Source organism: Mesorhizobium sp. L103C131B0 (genome assembly GCF_000502275.1).
In the GTDB taxonomy this organism is placed as follows: domain Bacteria; phylum Pseudomonadota; class Alphaproteobacteria; order Rhizobiales; family Rhizobiaceae; genus Mesorhizobium.
Window position 1 is genome coordinate 269,125 of record NZ_AYXC01000004.1, and the last position, 20,190, is coordinate 289,314.

The following is a 20,190-nucleotide window of genomic DNA, read 5'->3' on the forward strand; positions in this document are numbered from 1 at the left end:
TTGCCGGGCAACGGAATTGCTGACAGGGCTGGCGGTTCGGGCCAAGATGCGCTACGGCGACGGCTCTCGCAGCCGATTTGCGCCGAACGATCGTTTCAGGCCAACGAAGTCTAGGATTGAAAACCGTGGTGAAGGTCATCGCCAGTTCGCTCCGTAAAGGCAATGTCGTCGACAAGGACGGCAAGCTTTACGTGATCCTCTTTGCCGAAAACATCCACCCTGGCAAGGGTACGCCGGTCACCCAGCTCGACATGCGCCGCATCTCCGACGGGGTGAAGGTTTCGGAGCGCTACCGCACCACCGAGCAGGTCGAGCGCGCCTATGTCGAGGAGCGCGAGCACACCTTCCTCTACGCCGACGCCGAGGGGTATCACTTCATGAACCCGGAAAGCTACGACCAGGTCGCGGTGCCGGAAAGCGTGGTCGGCGACATGGCGCCCTACCTGCTCGAAGGCATGGCGGTGCAGATTTCGCAGTTCAACGGCATCGCCATAGCCCTGGTGCTGCCGCAGCGCGCTACTTTCGAAGTGGTCGAGACGGAGCCGACGACCAAAGGCCAGACGGCGTCCTCGTCATACAAGCCGGCCGTGCTTTCCAACGGCGTGCGCACGCTGGTGCCGCCGCACATCGCGCCGGGTACCCGCGTGGTGGTGATGACGGCCGATGGCGCTTATGTGGAGCGGGCGAAGGACTGAGGCGCGAGCGCCTCCGTCCTGGTTGATCCGTTGCATTGCCTTCTGCGGCCGCTGGCTCGATAGTCCTGCCGATGTGGCAGACCTTTGTGACCTACTGGCCTCTGATCCTTGTGATCATTCCGATGCTGATGGCCGCCATCGGCATCGTCCACGCAATCATGACCAAGGAAGACGTGCGCGCCGCCACCGGCTGGGTCGGCGTGATGATCTTGTCGCCGTTCCTTGGCGCGATCATCTATGCCATTGCCGGCATCAACCGCATCCGCCGCGCCACGATCAGCGCCATGCGGCCCGTCGCCGGTGAAGCCGAGACAGCCAAACACGACCACGACATTGCGCTCGAAACACTCATCTCAGCCGAATTCGGCCAGCGCTTTGCCGGCCTGAAGACGCTAGGCGACAGGGTGGCGCGGCGCGGCCTGCTTTCGGGAAATGCAATCACCATCCTGAGGACCGGCGACGAAGCCTACGCGGCAATGTGCGGGGCGATCGACGGCGCACGGCGCAGCATCCTGCTCGAGACCTACATCTTCGACAATGACGAGATCGGACGACGTTTTGTCGGATCGCTGGCCGGAGCGGTCCGGCGCGGCGTGACGGTTCGCGTGCTGATCGATGCGGTGGGCGTGCGCTATTCCGTGCCCAGCATTCTTGGGACACTCCGGGAAGCCGGCGTCACCGTCGATCTGTTCAACGGCAACATCGTCATGGGCCTGAGACTTCCCTATGCGAATTTGAGGACGCACAGGAAAATCCTGATCGTCGACGGCGCGGTGGCATTCACCGGAGGCATGAACATCCGCAAGGGGTTCTCGGCTGAATTCGCTGGCACTGCCAGCTCGGCGGATACGCATTTCCAGGTCACGGGGCCGGTCGTGGCCGACCTGTTCGCGGTTGCCGCCGAGGACTGGCGTTTTGCCGGCAACGAGGCCCTCAAGGACGAGGTCTGGCACGTGGCAAAGCCCTCGCCGCCTCCCGGTCAGCCGATCCTGGTGCGGGCGGTGGCGTCGGGGCCGGACGCCAGCATCGAAACCAACCACAAATTGCTGACGGGGGCATTTTCCGTCGCCCGCAAATCGATCCGCATCATGTCGCCCTATTTCCTGCCGGACCGGGAATTTGTCAGCGCGCTGGTCACGGCTGCCCGGCGCGGCGTCGAGATCGACATCGTCGTGCCCGCGGTCAACAATCTCTTCCTGGTCGGCCGCGCCATGACGGCGCAGTACGACCAGGTGCTGAAGCACTATTGCCGCGTCTGGCGTCATGAAGGGTCATTCGACCATTCGAAGCTGTTGTCGGTCGATGGCGTCTGGGCCTATGTCGGCTCTTCCAACCTCGACGCCCGGTCGCTGCGGCTGAATTTCGAAATCGACCTGGAGGTGCTGGATACCGGCTTTGCCGCCGAGATCGAAGGGCGCATCGGAGCGGCAATCGCTTCCGCCAAACCCGTCACACTCGCAACCTTGAAAGCGCGGCCATTTCTCATCCGGGTTTTTGACCGGTTGTTATGGCTGGGATCGCCCTATCTCTAATGCATACCGCCTCGAAGTGGTCCCGGTTGTGAGAGAACGATATGCATAGAACAAAGAATCAGGACATCGAATAGCAGGCCTATGGACATAAACGGACGCAGCCTTCCTGAAACAGTGCTCCTGTCGATCCGCGGCAGGAAAGCGCGCAAGGCGAACGCGACGCCGCGCAAGCACATTGAAGGCGCCCAGATGGTGGTCGCCTCCTACAACGTCCACAAATGCATCGGCACCGACCGCAGGTTCGACCCCGAACGCACCGCCCGCGTCATCCGCGAGATCGGCCCCGACGTCATCGCGCTGCAGGAGGCCGACAACCGCTTCGGCGATCGCGCCGGGCTGCTCGATCTTGCCCGGATCGAACACGAAACCGGGCTTGTGCCGGTGCCGGTTTCCGGAAGCGGCAAGGGCCATGGCTGGCGCGGCAACGTGCTTTTGTTCAAGCGCGGCACCGTGCGCGACGTCCATCAGATCAAGCTTCCGGGACTGGAGCCCCGCGGCGCGCTGGTTGCCGAGATCGACCTCGACGAAACGCGCACTCTGCGCGTCATCGCCGCGCATCTCGGCCTGTTGCGCCGCTCGCGTTCGGAGCAGGCCCGCGTCGTGCTCGACATCATGAGCAACCAGGATGAAAGGCCGACCTTGCTGCTCGGCGACCTCAACGAATGGCGGCTGGGCAACCGCTCGGCGCTCAAGACGCTGCACGCCACCTTTGGTTTCACGCCGGCGGCGGTGCCGACTTTTCCCTCAGGCCTGCCGGTGCTGGCGCTCGACCGGATCATGGCCAACCGGCACGGCATGGTCTCGTCGGTGGAAGCTCATGATACGCCGCTGTCGCGGGTTGCGTCGGATCATTTGCCGCTGACGGCGTTCGTTAGCCTGTAACTCATCCGTCCCGCAGCCAGACCAGCATCTCACCGGGTTCACGGTTGTCCCAGGCAAAGTACGGGACGGCGGTGATTTTCGTTTCGCTCACCGCCGGCGGATCGGTGCGATAGAGCCCGGTTTCCCAGTTTTCCTGGGCTTCCTTGCTGGCAAGTGCCGAAAGCGTGACGATGCCGCCGAGCAGGTTCGGCTCGGCATGCGCCTCGATTTTTGCCGTTCGCGGCAGAGCGATCCGATGCAACTGGCCGGCATTGTCGGTCTCCTCGACGCAATAGATCAGCGGACCGCGCGCAAGTGCGACGCGGCCGATGTCCTGACGCACCTCCGGATTGGCGAACAGACGGGCGATCGACATTTCGAGATCGAGTTCGACCCGGTCGCCCTGGCGCCACTCGCGCCGGATCGCGGCATAGCCGTCGCTGGTGATGCCGTCCAGATCGACGGCGGCGCCGTTGATCTTGAGCGCCGCCTTGCCGCACCAGGACGGGACGCGCAGGTGCAAGGTGAATTCCACCGGAGCGTCGGCTTCGATCCGGATCGAGACCGCGCCATCCCAGGGATAATTGCTGGTCTGAATCAGACTGACCGCCCGGTTCGATATGTCGAAGCGCGCGGTGCTGTCGCCGTAGAGATGAACGGCCAGCGCGTCGTCCGACAGGCTGTAGAAATAGCTGCCGATGGAGGCGACCATGCGGCCGATATTCGGCGGGCAACAGGGGCAGCGATGCCATTTCCAGCGATTGTGCCTGCCCCGGCTCTCCAGCGGGTTCTCGTAGAAGAACAGCGAGCCGTCGAGCGACAGGCCGGAGATCGAGCCGTTGTAGAGTGCCCGCTCCATCATGTCGGCGTAGCGGGCGTTGGGACCCATGCCGAGCATGCGACTGGCCCAGAACACGAGGCCGACCGAGGCACAGGTCTCGGCATAGGCGGTTTCGTTGGGCAGGTCGTAGTCGCTGGTAAAGCCCTCATTGTGCGCCGATGGCCCGAGGCCGCCGGTGACATAGAGGTTCTTGGTGGTGAGATCGTTCCACAGACGGTCGAGCGCTACCCTGAGCGTGTCGTCGCCATATTCGGTGGCGATGTCGGCCATGCCGGAATAGAGGTACATCGCCCTGACCGCATGGCCGACGACCTTGTCCTGCTCGCGCACCGGCTTGTGCGACTGGTTGTACTCATAAGTCTTGAAATGATAGGCCTTCGGGTCGGCGCCGCGCGCACGCGCCTCCTCGTCGAAATAATGCGGCTGTTGCCCGCGCTGGTCGATGAAATACCTGGCCAGGTCCATGTATTTCTGCTCGCCGGTCGCCCGCGCCAGCTTGACCAGCGCCAGCTCGATCTCCTCATGGCCGCAATAGCCCTTCTTCTTGCCCGGCTCCGGACCGAAGGTGTCGGCGATATGGTCGACGTAGCGGCACATGATATCCAGCAGCTTGCGCTTGCCGGTGGCCTGGTAGTAGGCGACCGCGCCTTCGATCAGATGGCCGGCGCAATAGAGCTCGTGGCAGTCGCGCAGATTGGTCCAGCGCTTGCCGGGCTGGATGCGCTGGTACCAGCTGGAGAGATAACCGTCTTCCTGTTGCAGTCTGCCGTAGAGGTCGATGACGGCATCGATCTTCTTCTCGAGCGCCGCGTTCTTGCGCCGGTAGAGCGAATAGGCCGCGGTCTCGATGGTCTTGCCCCAATCGGAGTCCCAGAACATCTGCGTCGTCACCGTCGAGCCGGTGAAGCCGGGGCTGGCAGCCTCGTCGGGCGACGGCGAATGGAACGGAATGACGACGCCCGGCGAGGGCCGGTCCGGGTCGATCTGCTCCAGCATGCGCGCCTCGACGCAGCGCTCGTAGAGGATGTCGGCGGTGCGCGACGCCACGGCATCGACACGGTCGCCCCAGAAGCCGCGGACATCGACCTGCGGCACCGGCAGCGGGCGGAAGGCGAGTTTGCCGGGCTTGGCGGATGGTTGAACGGTCATCGTGTCACTCCGTTGGATATTGGTCATTTCACGGGGGGTCATTTCACCGCGCCGGCCATCAGGCCGCGGATGTAGAAGCGCTGCAGCAACAGGAAGAGCACCAGGCACGGCACCATCATCACTGTGACGCCCGCCTGCACGGCGCCCCAGTCGATGGCGCCGAAGCGGCCGGACTGAAGTGCGGTCATCATGATAGGCAGCGTGAATTTGGACTGGTCGGTCATCAGCACCAGGGCGGCCAGGAATTCGTTCCAGGCGCCGAGGAAGGCAAACAGCGCGATGGTGACGATGCCCGGCCAGACCAGCGGCAGCATCACCTTGAGCAGCATGGTGACGTTGTTGGCGCCGTCCATGCGCGCGGCCTCCTCGATCTCGCGCGGCACCGCGTCGAAGGCGTTGCGCATCATGAAGATCGAGAACGGCAATTGCAGCGTGGTGTAGACCAGGACCAGCCCGGTCAGCGTGTTGTGCAGGCCGACCTTGGTCAGCACCAGGAAGATCGGCGTCAGGATCGACTGGAACGGGATCATGATCGTCGACAGGATGACAATGAAGAGCACATCCTTCATGGGAAAGCGGAAGCGCGAAAAGCCATAGCCGGCCAGCACGCTGACGATGACCGACAGGATCACCGTCATCGACGCGACATAGAGGCTGTTTTGCGCCGGCAGCCAGAGGCCGTCGCCAAAGGTGTCGAGCGTGCGGTAGTTCTCGATCGAGAAGCCTGTCGTCGGCCATGGCGGCAGCGGCGGCTGGCGCGCCTCCTGCGCCGGCTTGAAGGTCGACAGCACGGCCCAGACGATCGGCGCGATGAACAGCACTGAGGCGATCATGCCGGTCGAATGCTCGGCGATCCTGAGCCAGAGGCGGCTGCTGCGGCTTCTTGCCTGCGCCATCAGTCGATGCCCTCCGGCTTGCGCAGCAGCCACAGCTGAACCAGGCTGAGCGCCACCAGGATGGCGAGCAGGATCATCGACAGCGCCGCACCATAGCCGAGCTTGAACGAGACGAAGGACTGGTTGAAGATCCAGTAGACGGCGGTCAGCGTCTGGTTGCGGGGGCCGCCGCGCAGGATGATGTAGAACTGGTCGAAGGCGAGGATCGAACCGGCGATCGACAGGATCAGCGCCAGCGCCAGCGTGCGGCGCATCAGCGGCAGGGTGATGGCGCGAAAGCGCGCGAACGGCCCTGCCCCGTCGATCATCGCGGCTTCCTGCAGATCGGTCGGGATCGACTGCAGGCCGGTCATCAGGATGATCATGGTGAAGCCCGCCACCTTCCAGACGACCATGGCGATGATCGACCAGAAGGCCGGCTGGAACGTCGCCAGGAGGTTGAACTTTTTCGCCGTCAGGCCGAAATCGTAGGCGGCCGGGCTGAACAGGCCGGAATCGACATTGAGCAGCCACGACCACAGCAGGCTGGCCGAGGCGAAGCCGACGACCGCCGGCATGAAGAAGGATGTCCGGTAAAAGCCGGTCAGCCGCCTGGGCTTTTCGATGAACAGCGCCAGCGGAAAGGCGACGGCGAAGATCACGATGGTGACGATCACGGTGTAGTAGGCGGTGAAGCTCAGCGCGTTCCAGAAACGGTTGTCGCGCAGGATCGCCCGGTAATTGTCGAAGCCGATGTAAAAATGCTCGCCCATCAGCGGCCAGTTGTGCAGCGACATCCAGGCGGTCATGCCGAGGGGAATGATGAAGAACACGACGACCAGCGCCACGGCCGGCGCGACATAGAGCAGGCCGATCCACTGCCGGCGGCCAACGCCGACCAGTTTTCTGGCGCGTGGCGGGGTGGTGGTGGTGGCGGTCATTTACCCTCCCCACAAGTGGGAGGGTAAGGAGCGCCGGCCGCCCGTCCAGGGAGACGGATCGGGCGGCCGGATCAGGACCTGCGACGGCAGGGGCGTCATGCGCCCTCGCCGCCGGCCAGTCCTTATTTCTGCGCCTGGTCGATGATCGACTGCATGGTCTCTTGTGCATTGGCGATGGCGCCATCGACGTCGTCGCCGAAGACAACCTCGTTGATCATCTGCGTCCACGGACCGTTGGCCGAGTTGATCAGGTCGTTGAACACCACGGAATAGGGCGTGCGGCCCTTGGCCATGGCTTCGGCGGCGATCTGGTAGCGCGGATCGAGATCCTTCAGCGCCTCCTTGGCGATGTCGCCGCGCACCGGCAGGCTGCCGTATTTGGCCAGGATGGTCTGGCCTTCGAGCGAATAGGCGAAGTCGAGAAACTCCTTCACCACGGCGAGCTTCTTGGTGCCCTTGGTGACGACGAAATTGTCGCCGCCGGCAAACGAAGACCAGCCGCTGTCCTTGCCCGGCAGGAAGGTGACGCCATAATCGATATCCGGATACTGCGTGTTGAGCGCGCCGATGGCGAAGGCGCCGGACGGCGAAATGCCGATATTGCCGGTGGCGAAGGCGGCAAAGAAGTTGGCGCCGGTGTCGGTCTGCGCGCCGGCCGGCACCAGGTCCTTCTTGACCATCGAGCGGTAGAGGTCGATGGCGCCGCGCAGCTGCGGGCTGTCCAGCGTCGCCTTCGAGCCGTCCTCGGAGAGGATATCGCCGCCCGAGGCCCACACCAGCGGCGTGAAGGTGAAGATGTTGCAGCCGCCGCAATTGCCGGAGAAGTAGAAGCCCTTGATGTCGCCGCCGAGCGCGTTGACCTTTTCGGCATCGGCCTCGATCTCGGCCCAGTTGGCCGGCCCCTTGTCGGGATCGAGCCCCGCCTGCTTGAACAGTTTCTTGTTCCAGATCAGCACCGAGGCGTCGGCCGAGAACGGCAGCCCGTAAATGTGGTCCTTGTAGGTGCCGGTCTTGACATGCGCCGGCGACAGGCTGGCGAAATAGGGCAGCGATTTCGCCCAGTCGGTGATGTCCTCGAGCTGGCCGGCGGCGGCAAAGGACGGCGTGTAGATCAGGTCGAGCGACAGCGCGTCGGGCGCCGTGCCGCCGGCGGCGGCGGCGCCATATTTCGGGATGATCTCGGCATTGGGAATGATGTCCAGCTTGACCTGGTTCTCATGGCCCTTGTTGAAGGCATCGACGATGCGCGGCATGAAGTTCGAGCCGTCGGCGCGAACCCAGATGTTGGCGGTGTCGGCGGCAGAAGCTGTTGCTAGCGTGCCCAGAATGCTCGCAAAGGCGAGTCCGGCGATCATGGTCTTCATGGTTTTCCTCCTCATGGTTCTGTTCTCCTCCCTGTTGCGGCGCTCCCTTAGATGGCGCCGCGCGTTCTCCTAGCCGTCCAATGGGCGGCCGCATGACTGACGCACCACCAGCCGGCACGGCAGTTTTCGAATGCCCGGCGCGGCGGGTTCGCCACCGACGAGCGAAAGCAGTGTGAGGCCGGCCTCGCGGCCGAGCGCTGCCAGGTTCATGTCGACCGAGGTCAGCGGCGGGCGGGTTGCCTCGGCCACGATCTCCCAATTGTCGAAGCCGATGACGCCGACGTCGCCAGGCACGCCTAAGCCGCGCTCGCGCAGCGCATCGATGACGCCGCGCGCGATCTGGTCGTTGCCGCAGAACACGGCGTCGGGTTTCTCTCCCTTCTTGTTGAAGAGCGTTGGGCCGTCGAACAGCTTTCCGACGGCTTCATGCCCCCAGGCTTCCGACCACGAGCCGAGCAAGGGCTCGGTCACCGGCAGGCCGTGCGCGGCCAGCACATCGCGAAAAGCCTGTGCCCGCTCATTCACCACGGCAAAACTGGCGGGACCGCTGACATGGGCGATGCGCCGCCGCCCGAGGCGGCAAAAATGCTCGACCGCCAGCCGCGCCCCGCCGGCATCGTCGGAGACGAAGGCGATGGCATCGGGATCGGGCTGGCTGAAGGCGTAGATGACGGGCACGCCGAGATTGGCGAGGTCGACCGGCAAATGGCGGTCGATGCGCTTGCCGCTGGCGATTATGCCGTCGATGCGCTTGTCCAGCATCGCCTCGACATGCAGCTGCGCCAGCCGCGGATCGTCCTCGACATTGCACATGAACACCGACACGCCGGCATCGACCAGCGCGTCCGAAATGCCCGACATGACCGGCAGCGAAAAGCGACCATAGGTATCGTTGGTCAACAGGCCGACGGTAAAGGAACGGCGCCGCAGCAGGCTCTGCGCCAGGCTGTTGGGGCGAAAGCCCAGACGCTGCGCCGTCTCGCGAATGCGCTGCCGCGTCTCGGCGGTCATCCGCCCCTGCCCGTTCAGCGCCTTCGATGCCGTGGCCACACTGACGCCAGCCATCGCCGCGACTTCGCGCAGGGTGACGGGTTGCTTGGCGGGTGGTGGCAACGTGTCGGGGGCCATGGTGCGGGTGTAAGTCCTCGGTTGGGAAAAGGTTTTCTCTTACTGGGCCGTGGCGTGTCCATGTGGGTGGATGGAAGATGCTGCGGAATTTGAGAAAAGGTTTTCTCAACGGGAGACTAGGATGAGAATTTTGGGATGGCAAGCGGAAATGAGGCGTCAAACGAACCCGCAGGTTGTCATGGCAACCGGCCTGCTCAACGACGGGGCGGCATAGGCGATTGCGCAAACTTGCTTACCAGCGACATTACCAATTCATACCGATCTCGCCGCGTTCGCTTGGCGATATTCGCCGCGGTCTCTTCAGCTGAGCTGGCGAGCAGCACATTGGCCGCAGTAATTTGCTGCTTGGCAAACTTAATCATCTGCTCAGCCATCGAAGCATTTATTCGCTCATCTGGTGTAACAAATGAACCGTCCTCAAAATCGCAATACATCGAAGCGTTGCGATATCTGAACAGAGCTGGCCCTACAGCAACTCCGGCGGCGGCCTTCATAAATAGGTCTTCAACGTCGATGGCCTTTTTCTCGGCTGCTACGGCCTCTTCGATCAACGGCACGGCGCTGGCCAATCCCATGAACTGACTTGCTTTCGAGTCATGTGATCTGAAGCGCTTTCCCGTGACCTTCCAGTCGACAGGAATGCCGAGAACGATCTGAGTGGCGGCGCCCAAAAGGATGGATAGCTTGCCGGCCTCTTCGCAAGCCACATACGAAAGAGCGTAGGATCTGCTTATCCTGCTGTTTTGGTAAAGTAACTCCGCGTCTTTTAGGAGTTCAGACGCGTTGTGACGAATCGCTATCATTCCTTCACAGATCGCCTGAAGGCTAAGATCTTTCATTCTCGATAATCCCATATTCTGTGAAATTGGGTGCGACTCTACTGGCGTCCAGCAATTGATCGTTTTGATTGCAAAGTAGCCGCATTAAAGCAAACTGCACTCAAAGCTAATTTTGAGTCGCTTGGTATCGGAATAATAGGCAGCGAATGGAGCTAGCTTTCAATCGCATCGCGCTTCGAAGGCTATGCGAGTCGTCGATAGCAATGGAAGATGAATTTGGGCTGGATGTGGCAAAAGCGCTTATGGCGCTTCTGGCTGAGTTGCGTGCTGCGGATTGCATTGACGACCTTCCGGATGTCGATATGACACCCACCAAAGGGCTCGGCCAGTCAACATCCATTCAAGTGACCGCTGGGGTGTTTCTGAAAATACAAGTGAACCACACGACCCCGCCGATGGATGCTTCCCAGGCGATCCTATGGGGCAAGGTCAGTCGGATAAAGATCATGGACATCTCGGATGAACGATAGAACTGACTCCTTCACTCCCGATTGGACGCATCCGCCTGGGTCTACAATCGCACGCATTATGGATCAACACGGCATGTCGTTAGCGACGTTTGCCACCCACATCGATCTTCCTGAACCGGAGGCAGATAGGCTTCTGATCGGGGAGACAGAGATCGACGAATCGTTGGCGCAACGCCTGAGTAAGGCCGTGGGTTCATCAGCTTCTTTTTGGTTGAAGCTAGAGCATATTTACCGAGCTGATTTTGAACGGACTGTGGGAAGGAAGACGGTAGAACAGCAGACTTGGCTGGCGCAATTTCCGGTCAAGGACATGGTGAAATTTGGCTGGGTTCCAGCACCAGCCAAGGAGGATTTGGCCGCGACTCTCCTGCATTTTTTTGGAGTTGATGACAAGGTCTCATGGCAGGCCCGATACGGACAGGACATAGCGGCAGTCTCATTCCGAACATCGCCCACCTACGAATCAAGACCGGGAGCCGTAGCAGTATGGCTTCGCTGGTCGGAGCTTCAGAGTGAGTTCATCCCATGTGCGCTTTGGAACCCTGCCCTCCTAAAGCTAAAGGTGACCGAGATGCGTGCTTTGACACGTCGGAAACATCCATGGCAGTTCATCCCACTTTTGCAGGCACTGTGTGCCGAATGCGGTGTTGCGCTCGTAATCGCTCCGGCTCCCACGGGATGCAGGGCAAGCGGCGCCACACGCTTCCTTTCAGCGACGAAGGCGCTTATCGCCTTGACGCTTCGCTACAAGTCAGATGACCATTTCTGGTTCACGTTCTTTCACGAGGTTGGCCACCTTCTGCTGCACGGTAAGGATGCACTGTTTCTCGAAGATGGAAGCGAGGTCGCTGAGAAGGAAGAGAAAGAGGCCAACGAATTTGCCGAGCGCACCCTGATACCTTTGGAGTTCAAAGGCTCGCTTGAAAAGATCCGATTTCGAGCCAACGACATCATTCGTTTGGCAGTGCAGATCGGCATCTCACCCGGAGTTCTTGTAGGGCAATTACAGCACTCAGGTCAGCTTGGCCGAGGCCAGTTCAACACGCTAAAGCGTCGTTATGAGTGGTCTCAGTTTGATACGAAGCTATCCTCGAAATAGCAGGTGTTGCGCAGGACTTTTCTGCCAATTGCACAAGCTATCCTCCAATGCCTGCATCCCTACCTTCAACTTCGCGTCGATCTGGAGCAGCAAGTCGTCCAGTTCTGAGGCGCGCAAATTCGCATTTGCTGCTCCGCCGAACAACAGACGAGCGCCGCGAAGTGGTCCAGTAGCGCTGTGCCAGAGATAGGCCGAGCCAGGCTCAATCGGTGCAATACCGAGCTTACCAAGCATTGTGAGAAAATCGAAGCGGCCGAGACGACCGAAGCGCATAACGTCATCCATTGAGCGATACATCTTGTCGAATACCGCCTGTGGGTTCTGCCCAACCTCGACGTGCAGGTCATGGATCATCCCCGCATGGGTGCGAGGTGGACCGACCCACGCAACATAGGTCTCGAACACTCTTGCTGTACCCTTTGTCGAGTCTGCTCTTAGGCTCTCGTACTTCCGATGGTTGCTAAAGCGCCATATACGAAGCAGTTGCTCATTGACGGCGAGCCAAGGTCGGAAAGCTCCAGGATTCTGAGATATTGCGGCCCAGTCCCAACGGCTTGGTCCTCCTACTTTTCCGTATATCTGCCGGGTAAGCTCCCATCCGTCGGCCTGATGTTTCCCGAAATGAGTAGCAAGGAATACGAGCCAATACGCTTCGTCGCGTCGGCCGGCGCGCAGGTGGAGAACTGCAGCTTTGAGCGGATCGAACATGCCGGAAGCAGGGTCGGCACGCGAAGGATGGTGCTGCCCGTCACGGATGTGAAAAACGAACTCAATTCGTCGCCGGCTGTCAACAAGCTGCTTAGCAAGACAGTTATACTGATCCTCCGTTGCGAGACCAGGCAAAGGAACGGTGTTGTTGTTGATCTCGTGTAGTACCTGCTGAAAGGTAGCGATCCTTAGATGCTCCGCGGCGCTCAACTCTGCTTTTCCTTCCCTACAACAAGCCCAGGAATATCAGGCTGGGGTATGAATGCTTGTGGAAGCTCTGCCTCCCTCCCTCGGATGAAGGCGTCGTAGACAGTCGAGGACATCAGATTCTTCTGTTTGACGACACCGCGATGGTCCTTCTGATCGAACAGTCTCTTTACAAGAAGGAGCCGAGCCAAATCGATCCAATATGGGTCTATTCCGTCTGTTCGGCCCAAAACGGTCGCCCCTTCTCGAATTTGGCGTTCCATATCCAGCAGCCATCTGACCGAAGTCCACGGATCCCCTTTCGGCATCGGCGGCATCCCAATCGTATCCTGCCAGCCAGCGGCGATATATTTTTTGGCCCTCGCCTCTTCCCTGTCGTAGAGGTGAAGGCTTCCTACTGAATGGCTATAGGTACCGATTTCAAGATCGGTACTGCGGGCGACCAGTTCTTGGAGCACGGTGAATGCAAACACGTCGTGCGGCAAGCCGCGATAGGCGTCGTTGGAGCGCATGGAAACTTGACAATGAAGGTAGTCTCCCCGAGCGAAAAACTGGACCGTGCACGTGCAGGGAACATCCTTCTCCCCCAAGTCCGCTTGGTCAAAAATCTGGACGACTGCTTGGCGCGTGCTGCGCTTGTCCGGATCATTGAGCATGTCAATGATCCGTTTGATTTGGTTAGGTTTTCCTGCGAAGAGCCGCGGTCCGTACGCGCCGGTGGTGGAAGTCGCTTCCTGCGGAATTTTCGAGAATTCGCGGTATTTTGGTATGTAGTATTCGACAAAATCGAGAGTGTCTGACCCTGATAGGTACCAAAGCGTCTCACCTAGACAGCTTAAAAGTGTTGCCCTTTCTTCAGTCCGGCTGAACCTATTTCTAGGATTCGCCAGTTTTAGTAGAACTCCAGTTTCCTCTCGGTTTGGTCCCTTGGTAGGGCTCAAGCGATTACGACTTCTCAGTAATCTTCGGTAGACTACGCCGAGTAGATCATCGAGAGTTTCCCGCACCACGTACATTGTATGCGTCCAGTCACCCTTCCGAATCGGATGAGGCACTGTCGCACAATTTCAGCAACCGGATATCAAATTTAGAAGTATCGTCTGTCTCGGATCGAAAGTTATCTGTTCCGGCATCGCGACCCAAAGTCGAGTTCACCCGCAGCCTCCCGCGATGGGCGATGGGCTGATGGGCGCGGCGGGCCTGTTCGAATCCACCCGTCATGGACATTGCTGCGACCTAAACAGACCGGCAGTTTCAGGAGCATGCCAAAGGCCACCTGGATGACAGGAACCAGGCGCAAAGCAGCTTCCGTAGCGTAGAAATCAAAGAGCCTGGCGGTAGAACCTGCCATTTAAGCTCAGCTTCATGATCCAAACTGTCCCTGCGGTCAGATGCGATGGCGGAGCGCGTCGATGATCACCGCCATCGCAGGGGAGAGCTGTCGCCTGCTCGGATAGTAGAGGTGATAGCCGGCAAAAGGCGGGCTCCAGTCGTCAAGCACGAGCCTGAGGCGTCCCTCGGCGATGTGGTGGCTGACGAGGTTTTCCGGGACGTAGGCGATCCCGAAACCGCTTGTCGCAGCCTCGATCATGGGAATGGACGAATTGAAGGTGAGTTGGCCCTCCACCCGCACACGAAGGTCGCGGCCATCCCTGGCGAATTCCCAGGCATACAATCCGCCGAACGTCGCCTGCCGCATATTGATGCAGTCATGATCGACCAGGTCCTGGGGCGCGGTCGGAACCGGATGGCGGGAAAAGTAGTCGGGCGAAGCCACGGCCACGAGCCTCCAATCGGGCCCGATGCGCACTGCGATCATATCCCTGTCGATGCTCTCGCCAAGCCGCACGCCTGCGTCGAAGCGCTCCTCCACAATGTTCTTCATGCCGTTGTCGCTGTAGAGCTCGACGCGCACGTCGGGATTGTCGTTGAGCACGGGCTGGAGCTTCGGCCAGACGGTCGTCTGGAGCGCATGGTCGGACAGGGTGATGCGGACCGTTCCGGAGGGCTTGTCGCGAAACGCCACCAGGCTTGCGAGGTCGGATTCGATTTCCTCGAAGCGGGGAACGAGAGATTGGAAAAGTCGCTCGCCGGCCTCCGTCGGAGAGACGCTCCGCGTCGTACGCGTCAGCAGGCGGACGCCAAGACGAGCTTCAAGCTCCTTGATTGTCGAACTCAGGGTCGACTGCGAGGTTCCGAGCTTTGCCGCCGCCCTGGTGAAACTGCGCTCCCGGGCGACCGCCACGAACCAGAGCAGATCCTTCATGCCATCGCGCTGCATAGGGCACCTCCCATCGGACATTCATATCATGAGCAGATAAGTCCATGCGGATTGCTTAGTCTACTTAAATGGGTTCCCCTGCAATATCTTCTGGCAGCGATGGGGATTGGCGGCTGATCCGTCCGGTCACTTTGCCAGGAAGCCAATCATGGAAACCACATACGACACAAGGCTTGTTGAACACCGCGCCCCATGGGGCGCGGTGTTGTCGATGGCGCTGTGTGTTTTCGTGCTCATCGCGTCGGAATTCATGCCCGTCAGCCTGCTGTCGCCGCTAGCGGCCGATCTCGGCATCACCGAGGGCCGCGCGGGACAGGCGATCTCGATTTCGGGCGCTTTCGCCGTCGTGACCAGCCTGCTGGTCGCCGGCCTCACGCGCCACATCGACCGCCGACTGGTCGTGACCGGCTTCACCCTCCTCCTCATCGTGTCCGGTCTGGCTGTCACCTTCGCGCCGAACTACGCGTTGCTCATGGTCGGCCGGGCGCTGCTCGGCATCGCGATCGGCGGGTTCTGGTCGATGTCGACCGCGATCGTCATGCGCCTCGTGCCGCAAGACATGGTTCCGAAGGGTCTCGCCATGCTGAACGCCGGCAATGCCATTGCGGCTACCATCGCCGCGCCGCTGGGCAGTTTTCTCGGCGCCTATCTCGGCTGGCGCGGCGCTTTCTTCCTCGTCGTGCCGTTTGGTCTCCTGGCGCTGGCCTGGCAGTGGACAAGCCTGCCGGCGCTGCCGCCGCGCCGCAGGAAGCGTGCCGGCAATCCGCTGGCGCTGCTCGGCCGTCTTCCTGTCGCTACCGGCATGGCGTCGATTATGATGCTGTTCATGGGCCAGTTCGCGCTCTTCACCTATCTGCGGCCCTTCCTCGAGAACGTCACGCGGCTCGACATCGCCGTCCTCTCGGCGGTCCTGCTGGCGATGGGGCTGGCCGGGGTGCTCGGCACATGGTGCGTCGGCCGGCTTTTGCGCACGCGTCTGTTCAGCATCCTCACCGTCATCCCGCTGGTCATGGCTGCGCTGGCCGCCGCGCTCATCGCCCTCGGTGCACTCCCGGGTCCCACAGCGCTGCTGCTCGTTGCCTGGGGCTTCTTCGGCATGGCCGCGCCGGTCGGTTGGGGCACGTGGCTCAGCCGAACATTGCCGAACGACGCGGAGGCCGGCGGCGGGTTGCAGGTAGCCGTCATCCAGCTCGCCATCACCGGCGGCGCCGCGATCGGCGGCACGCTGTTCGATACGGTCGGCTGGTGGGCACCGTTCACTCTGGGCGCGGTCCTGCTCTGCGGATCGGCGCTCGGCGCCCTTGCCGCAGCGCATATGGCCCGGAGGTCTTTGCCATGACGATCGAACGTGCGCCGCTCAGCCGCCGGACATTGCTCGGCGCCGCGCTCGCGGTGGCGGCCCTGCCTCGCACAGCCGCCAGCCAGGAATCTCCCGTCAGCCAGGAGCCCACCGACATGAAGATCAGGATGATTTTCAACGGCCGCACCATGACCGCCACGCTCTACGACAATCCGTCGGCGCGCGACTTCTTCTCCATGCTGCCGCTCGACCTCGAGATCGAGGACTACGCCCACAACGAGAAGATCGCCTATCTGCCACGCAAGCTGACCGAGGAGGGAAGCGGTCCGTTCGCCGACGAGCAACCCTACGACCTGTGCTATTTCATGCCCTGGGGCAACCTGGCGATGTTCTACGCCGACTACCGCCACCCCGGGCTGATCAGGCTTGGCCGCTTCGACGAGGGCGAGCAGGCCCTCCACATTCGCGGCAAATTCCCGCTTCGCATCGAACGCATTTGAGGACGCAAAGGAGATCACCATGGACATTCTTCGCGCCGGCACCAGGCCTTCCGGCAAGGGACCGCCTGACTGGTTCACCGGAACGGTGCGGATCGATCCGCTGTTCAATCCCTTCGACGCCGAGCGGGTTCAAGGCGCACAGGTGACCTTCGAGCCCGGCGCCCGCACCGCCTGGCACACGCATCCGCTCGGCCAGACGCTGATCGTCGTCTCCGGCCTGGGCCGCGTGCAGCGCGAAGGTGGCCCGGTCGACGAAATCCGTCCGGGCGACGTCGTCTGGTTCGCGCCCGGCGAAAAGCACTGGCACGGCGCGTCGCCTCAGACCGCCATGACCCACATTGCCCTCCAGGAGGTCAAGGATGGCAAGGTCGTGGACTGGCTGGAACATGTCAGCGACGCCGATTACGGCGCCTGATCTTCTGCTCGGAAGGAACCAACATGCTTGCAACCGTTCTTCACAAACCGGGCGACATACGCTGCGAGGAAATCGCCGATCCGAAAATCATGCGACCGACGGACGCCATCATCAAGCTGTCGGCAAGCTGCATCTGCGGCTCGGACCTGTGGCCTTATCGCGGGCTGCAGCCGGTCGCCGGGCCGATGCATATGGGCCACGAATATTGCGGCATCGTCGTCGAGGTCGGCGCAGAGGTGCGCACCGTCCGTCCCGGCCAGTTCGTCGTCGGCTCGTTCTGCCTCTCGGACAACACCTGCCCGCATTGCCGCTTCGGCTTCCAGTCGTCTTGCGTGCAGCGCGAGTTCATGTCGGGCGCGCAGGCGCCTTACGCCCGCGTGCCGTTGGCCGATGGCACACTGGTCGCCACCGCCGAGGTGCCGCCGGCCGAACTCATCCCTGACCTGCTGGCTGTGTCCGATGTGCTCGGCACCGGCTGGTATGCGGCCGACGCAGCCGAGGTCCGCGAAGGATCGACGGTGGTGGTGGTCGGCGACGGTGCGGTCGGCCTGATGGGCGTGCTTGCGGCCAAGGAGATGGGCGCCGAGCGCATCATCGCCATGAGTCGGCACGCCAGCCGCCAAACACTCGCCCGCGACTTCGGCGCCACCGACATCGTCGCCGAGCGCGGCGAGGAAGGCGTGGCCCGCATCAAGGAACTCACCAAGGGTGTCGGCGCGGACTCCGTGCTGGAATGCGTCGGCACGGGAGAATCCTTCGACCAGGCGCTGGCCTGCTCCCGCCCCGGCGGCACCATCGGCTATGTCGGCGTGCCGCACGGCGTGAACTTCGACGGCCAAAAACTATTCTTCGGCCAGAAACGAATGCTGGGCGGCCCGGCGCCGGTGCGCCGCTTCCTGCCCGACCTGATGGACCGTGTGCTGCAAGGTCGGATCAAGCCCGGCAAGGTCTTCGACCTCAAGCTGCCGTTGGCCGAGGTCGCTGAAGGCTACCGCGCCATGGACGAGCGTCGCGCCATCAAGGTCATGCTTTCGGTGTGAGCAAGATCGGGCGGACGGCCTGTGCGCACCCACAACTCAGAAAAGGGACGACATATGACTATGAGATTGAAGATTGCCGCGCTTGCGCTTGCGCTTTCGGTCGCCACGCCGGCTTTCTCGCAAGAATCCGCGATCATCGGCGCATGGCGCATGATTTCGCTCGAGGCCGGCGCCGAGCGAAACCTCAAGCCCGTGTCCTATTCCGGCCAGGTCATCTTCACCGAGGCCGGCACCCTCTCTGTGCAGGCGCAGAACCCCGACCCCAAGGCGCCGGACACGCCTTACACGGCGAATGGCTACGAAGCCTATTACGGGCCGGTCGCCATCAACGACCAGGACAAGACCTTCGTCATCACGATCGAGTCCTCCCTGGTCCGCAACCTTGTCGGCAAGAGCATGAAACGCAAATTCGAGGTCTCGGGCAACAAACTGGTCCTCACGCCTGACAACCCGGCCGAAGGCTGGCGCGTGACCTACGAACGCTACTGATCCGAACAGTTGGGTTGCCGATGGCCAAGATGGCGCGGATTTCAGACCGAGATGGCGTCATGGCGGAGCTGGTGCCGATCATGGCGGCCGTCTTCGCCGGCTTCCTGCTGATCGGCCTGGCGCTACCCGTCCTGCCGCTGCATCTTCACCTGCAGCTCGGCTTCGGCCCCTTCGCAGTCGGGCTAGTGACGGGCAGCCCGTTCGTCGCCTCGATGCTGTCGCGCATCGGGGCTGGAAACTATGCCGATGGACGCGGCGGCAAGCGCGCCGTCGTCGTCGGCCTCATTGCCGCTGCCCTTGCCGGGTTATTTTACCTCGGCTCGCTGGCATTGCTCGACCGGCCGGTAGCGTCCGCATCGGCGCTGTTCGCCGGCCGGGCGGTGCTGGGCGCGTCCGAGAGCTTCATCATCACCGGCGGCGTCGCCTGGGGCCTCTCCGTTGCGGGCGGACAGAACTCCGGAAAAGTCATAGCCTGGTGGGCACGGCGATGTTTGCGGCGCTCGCGCTAGGAGCGCCGGTCGGATCTGCGCTCTATGCAGCGAGCGGTTTCACCGCGGTCGCGCTCGCGACAATCGTCCTGCCGCTGGCGACGCTGCTTGCCATCCTGCCGATGCGCGGCACCAGCGCCGCCGCGGGCAGCGTGCTGCAGTCATGGAGGAGCGTGGCGAAAGCGGTCTGGCTTCCTGGCGTCGGAGCTGCTTTCAGCAGCCTCGGCTATGGTGCTATTCTGGGCTTCGGCGCCCTGCTCTTCGCCGAGCGGGGCTGGCAGCCGGTATGGCTTCCTTTCACGGCCTATGCTGCGTCTCTGATTGTGGCAAGGCTGTGCTTCGGCCACCTGCCCGACAGGCTTGGAGGCGCACGCGTCGCCGTGATCTTCGTCGCGGTCGAGGCGGCAGGGCTGATGCTGATCTGGCTTGCGACCGGGCCTGTTGTCGCCGCGATTGGAGCGGGCCTGACTGGCCTCGGCTACTCGCTGGTCTATCCCGGCCTCGGCGCCGAGGCCGTAAGCCGTCTTCCGTCGCGCAGCCGCGGCCTGGCCATGGGACTCTACACCGTCTTCCTCGACGTGGCGCTCGGCTTCGGCAGTCCGGCGCTCGGCCTGGTCGCCGCGTCGACGGGGCTGCAATTCGTCTTCTTCGCCGTCGCGGCGGCAACGCTTCCGGCGTTGGGCATAGCTCTGCTGCTGGGTCGCCGTAGCGCTCCATTATAGACAGCTCGCCGGCGCCGTCTGCATGAGGTTCGCTCATAGTCTCTTTCCGGGTCGCCACTGAGGCTGAACCCCTGCCCCGCAAGGGTCGACGAGGCCCGGCAAATCCCCTCCCAGACACACTCCAGAAACAAAATTCAACAGTTCGGAAAAACCGGCGAAAAGATCGGGTGGCATAAGCTTCCCCGTCGGGATTCCGGGCACTTCCTTTTTGGAAGCCCTCCACCAACAAAATCGCAGCGGCGGCGC

Annotated in this window: 21 protein-coding genes; 12 read left to right on the forward strand and 9 right to left on the reverse strand. The window is 61.9% G+C overall.

The features are described from left to right. Window positions 1-125 precede the first annotated feature (125 nt). The 3 genes from efp (at window position 126) to X730_RS153780 (ending at window position 3,109) form a co-directional block, all read left to right on the forward strand. The gene (gene efp, locus X730_RS153790; protein ID WP_023682947.1) at window positions 126-695 is read left to right on the forward strand and encodes an elongation factor P; all 570 of its coding nucleotides are present in this window, start codon (window positions 126-128) and stop codon (window positions 693-695) included. Window positions 696-766: 71 nt separating this feature from the next. Further along, a complete protein-coding gene (locus X730_RS153785; RefSeq protein WP_023752060.1) occupies window positions 767-2,227 on the forward strand; it encodes a phospholipase D-like domain-containing protein in 1,461 nt (486 codons plus the stop codon). 81 nt (window positions 2,228-2,308) lie between these two features. Continuing rightward, entirely contained in the window at window positions 2,309-3,109 is an 801-nt protein-coding gene (locus X730_RS153780) for an endonuclease/exonuclease/phosphatase family protein (protein WP_023671569.1), read from the forward strand. A 1-nt stretch (window position 3,110) separates the two neighbouring features. Here X730_RS153780 and X730_RS153775 read toward each other — a convergent pair whose 3' ends face one another. From X730_RS153775 to X730_RS153750, 6 genes are all read right to left on the reverse strand, one after another. Then, window positions 3,111-5,078: a glycoside hydrolase family 127 protein gene (locus X730_RS153775; RefSeq protein ID WP_023826126.1), complete on the reverse strand. Its 1,968-nt coding sequence runs from the start codon at window positions 5,076-5,078 to the stop codon at window positions 3,111-3,113. 38 nt (window positions 5,079-5,116) lie between these two features. Next, a complete protein-coding gene (locus X730_RS153770) occupies window positions 5,117-5,974 on the reverse strand; it encodes a carbohydrate ABC transporter permease (RefSeq protein ID WP_023826127.1) in 858 nt (285 codons plus the stop codon). Then, the gene (locus tag X730_RS153765; RefSeq protein WP_023826128.1) at window positions 5,974-6,894 is read right to left on the reverse strand and encodes a sugar ABC transporter permease; all 921 of its coding nucleotides are present in this window, start codon (window positions 6,892-6,894) and stop codon (window positions 5,974-5,976) included. The genes X730_RS153770 and X730_RS153765 overlap by 1 nt, the downstream gene beginning before the upstream one ends. Before the next feature lie 122 nt (window positions 6,895-7,016). Next, a complete protein-coding gene (locus X730_RS153760) occupies window positions 7,017-8,258 on the reverse strand; it encodes a sugar ABC transporter substrate-binding protein (RefSeq protein ID WP_023826129.1) in 1,242 nt (413 codons plus the stop codon). Between the two features lie 69 nt (window positions 8,259-8,327). Next, complete coding sequence (locus tag X730_RS153755) at window positions 8,328-9,386, reverse strand: LacI family DNA-binding transcriptional regulator (RefSeq protein ID WP_023826130.1); 1,059 nt, start codon at window positions 9,384-9,386, stop codon at window positions 8,328-8,330. A 194-nt stretch (window positions 9,387-9,580) separates the two neighbouring features. Next, the gene (locus tag X730_RS153750) at window positions 9,581-10,225 is read right to left on the reverse strand and encodes an AbiV family abortive infection protein (RefSeq protein WP_023824526.1); all 645 of its coding nucleotides are present in this window, start codon (window positions 10,223-10,225) and stop codon (window positions 9,581-9,583) included. A 203-nt stretch (window positions 10,226-10,428) separates the two neighbouring features. On the opposite strand from X730_RS153750, the gene X730_RS153745 reads away from it, so the two are divergent. Together X730_RS153745 and X730_RS153740 are read left to right on the forward strand one after the other, a co-directional pair. Continuing rightward, window positions 10,429-10,695, forward strand: coding sequence for a hypothetical protein (locus tag X730_RS153745; protein ID WP_155922436.1), 267 nt, complete (start codon window positions 10,429-10,431; stop codon window positions 10,693-10,695). Then, entirely contained in the window at window positions 10,685-11,794 is a 1,110-nt protein-coding gene (locus X730_RS153740) for an ImmA/IrrE family metallo-endopeptidase (RefSeq protein WP_023826131.1), read from the forward strand. The genes X730_RS153745 and X730_RS153740 overlap by 11 nt, the downstream gene beginning before the upstream one ends. On the opposite strand, the gene X730_RS1000000167490 is transcribed toward X730_RS153740, so the two are convergent. The 3 genes from X730_RS1000000167490 to X730_RS153725 all read right to left on the reverse strand — a co-directional run bounded on the left by X730_RS1000000167490 (window position 11,780) and on the right by X730_RS153725 (window position 14,990). Beyond that, window positions 11,780-12,712, reverse strand: coding sequence for a hypothetical protein (locus tag X730_RS1000000167490; protein WP_023824523.1), 933 nt, complete (start codon window positions 12,710-12,712; stop codon window positions 11,780-11,782). The two genes, X730_RS153740 and X730_RS1000000167490, sit on opposite strands and share 15 nt — an antisense overlap. Beyond that, the gene (locus X730_RS1000000166100) at window positions 12,709-13,725 is read right to left on the reverse strand and encodes a thymidylate synthase (RefSeq protein ID WP_023826132.1); all 1,017 of its coding nucleotides are present in this window, start codon (window positions 13,723-13,725) and stop codon (window positions 12,709-12,711) included. Before X730_RS1000000166100 ends, X730_RS1000000167490 begins: the two co-directional genes overlap by 4 nt. A 371-nt stretch (window positions 13,726-14,096) precedes the next feature. Continuing rightward, the gene (locus X730_RS153725) at window positions 14,097-14,990 is read right to left on the reverse strand and encodes a LysR family transcriptional regulator (protein WP_023826133.1); all 894 of its coding nucleotides are present in this window, start codon (window positions 14,988-14,990) and stop codon (window positions 14,097-14,099) included. A gap of 148 nt (window positions 14,991-15,138) precedes the next feature. Here X730_RS153725 and X730_RS153720 point away from each other — a divergent pair, with 148 nt between their 5' ends. From X730_RS153720 to X730_RS1000000168600, 7 genes are read left to right on the forward strand one after another with little or no spacing between them, the layout of a single operon-like run. After that, window positions 15,139-16,329, forward strand: a complete 1,191-nt coding sequence (locus X730_RS153720) for an MFS transporter (protein WP_031196808.1) — start codon at window positions 15,139-15,141, stop codon at window positions 16,327-16,329. Beyond that, window positions 16,326-16,790, forward strand: coding sequence for a cyclophilin-like fold protein (locus X730_RS153715; protein WP_023826135.1), 465 nt, complete (start codon window positions 16,326-16,328; stop codon window positions 16,788-16,790). Before X730_RS153720 ends, X730_RS153715 begins: the two co-directional genes overlap by 4 nt. A 19-nt stretch (window positions 16,791-16,809) precedes the next feature. Then, a complete protein-coding gene (locus tag X730_RS153710) occupies window positions 16,810-17,205 on the forward strand; it encodes a cupin domain-containing protein (protein ID WP_023826136.1) in 396 nt (131 codons plus the stop codon). 23 nt (window positions 17,206-17,228) lie between these two features. Further along, complete coding sequence (locus X730_RS153705; protein ID WP_023826137.1) at window positions 17,229-18,245, forward strand: zinc-dependent alcohol dehydrogenase family protein; 1,017 nt, start codon at window positions 17,229-17,231, stop codon at window positions 18,243-18,245. 54 nt (window positions 18,246-18,299) lie between these two features. Further along, window positions 18,300-18,734 (forward strand): lipocalin-like domain-containing protein, encoded by a 435-nt coding sequence (locus tag X730_RS153700; protein ID WP_245261335.1) that lies wholly within the window; start codon window positions 18,300-18,302, stop codon window positions 18,732-18,734. A gap of 29 nt (window positions 18,735-18,763) precedes the next feature. Beyond that, the gene (locus tag X730_RS1000000168595) at window positions 18,764-19,243 is read left to right on the forward strand and encodes an MFS transporter (protein WP_245261336.1); all 480 of its coding nucleotides are present in this window, start codon (window positions 18,764-18,766) and stop codon (window positions 19,241-19,243) included. Beyond that, window positions 19,222-19,944, forward strand: coding sequence for an MFS transporter (locus X730_RS1000000168600; RefSeq protein ID WP_245261337.1), 723 nt, complete (start codon window positions 19,222-19,224; stop codon window positions 19,942-19,944). The genes X730_RS1000000168595 and X730_RS1000000168600 overlap by 22 nt, the downstream gene beginning before the upstream one ends. Window positions 19,945-20,190 lie beyond the last annotated feature (246 nt).